1 protein-coding gene is annotated in these 601 nt (G+C 66.4%); it reads left to right on the top strand.

Annotated features, from left to right (window positions below; all coding sequences use genetic code 11):
• Positions 1–601: phosphoglycerate kinase (pgk, locus tag AC1RRP_RS19265; RefSeq protein ID WP_493038987.1), on the top strand; the 601-nt coding region annotated here is incomplete at both ends.

The following is a 601-nucleotide window of genomic DNA, read 5'->3' as shown; positions in this document are numbered from 1 at the left end:
GCAGGAAGATGGCCGCCCTGTGCGACATCTTCGTGCACGACGCCTTCGGCACCGCGCACCGCGCCGAAGCCAGCACTTACGGCATCGCCCAGTACGCCAAGACCGCCTGCGCCGGCCCGCTGCTGGCCGCCGAGATGGACGCCATCTCCAAGGCCCTGCAGGCGCCCAAGCGCCCGCTGGTGGCCATCGTGGCCGGCTCCAAGGTCAGCACCAAGCTCACCATCCTCAAGAGCCTGGCCAACAATGTGGACCAGCTCATCGTGGGCGGGGGCATTGCCAACACCTTCATGCTGGCTGCCGGCCTGAAGATCGGCAAGAGCCTGGCCGAGGCCGACCTGCTGGCCGAAGCGAAAGCGGTCATCGAGGCCATGAAACAACGCGGTGCCGAAGTGCCGATCCCCGTGGACGTCGTCACCGCCAAGGAATTCAAGGCCGATGCCAAGGCCACGATCAAGCAGGCCACGGAAGTGGAAGCCGACGACCTGATCCTGGACATCGGCCCGGAGACCGCAAAGAAGCTGGCCCAGCAGCTCAAGGCCGCCGGCACCATCGTGTGGAACGGCCCGGTGGGCGTGTTCGAGTTTGCGGCCTTCGAGAACGG

It is taken from the genome of Hylemonella sp. GW821-FHT12C09 (genome assembly GCF_058807395.1).
The sequence above is the reverse complement of the archived record's forward strand: the minus strand, read 5'-3'. Positions and strand labels throughout refer to the sequence as shown.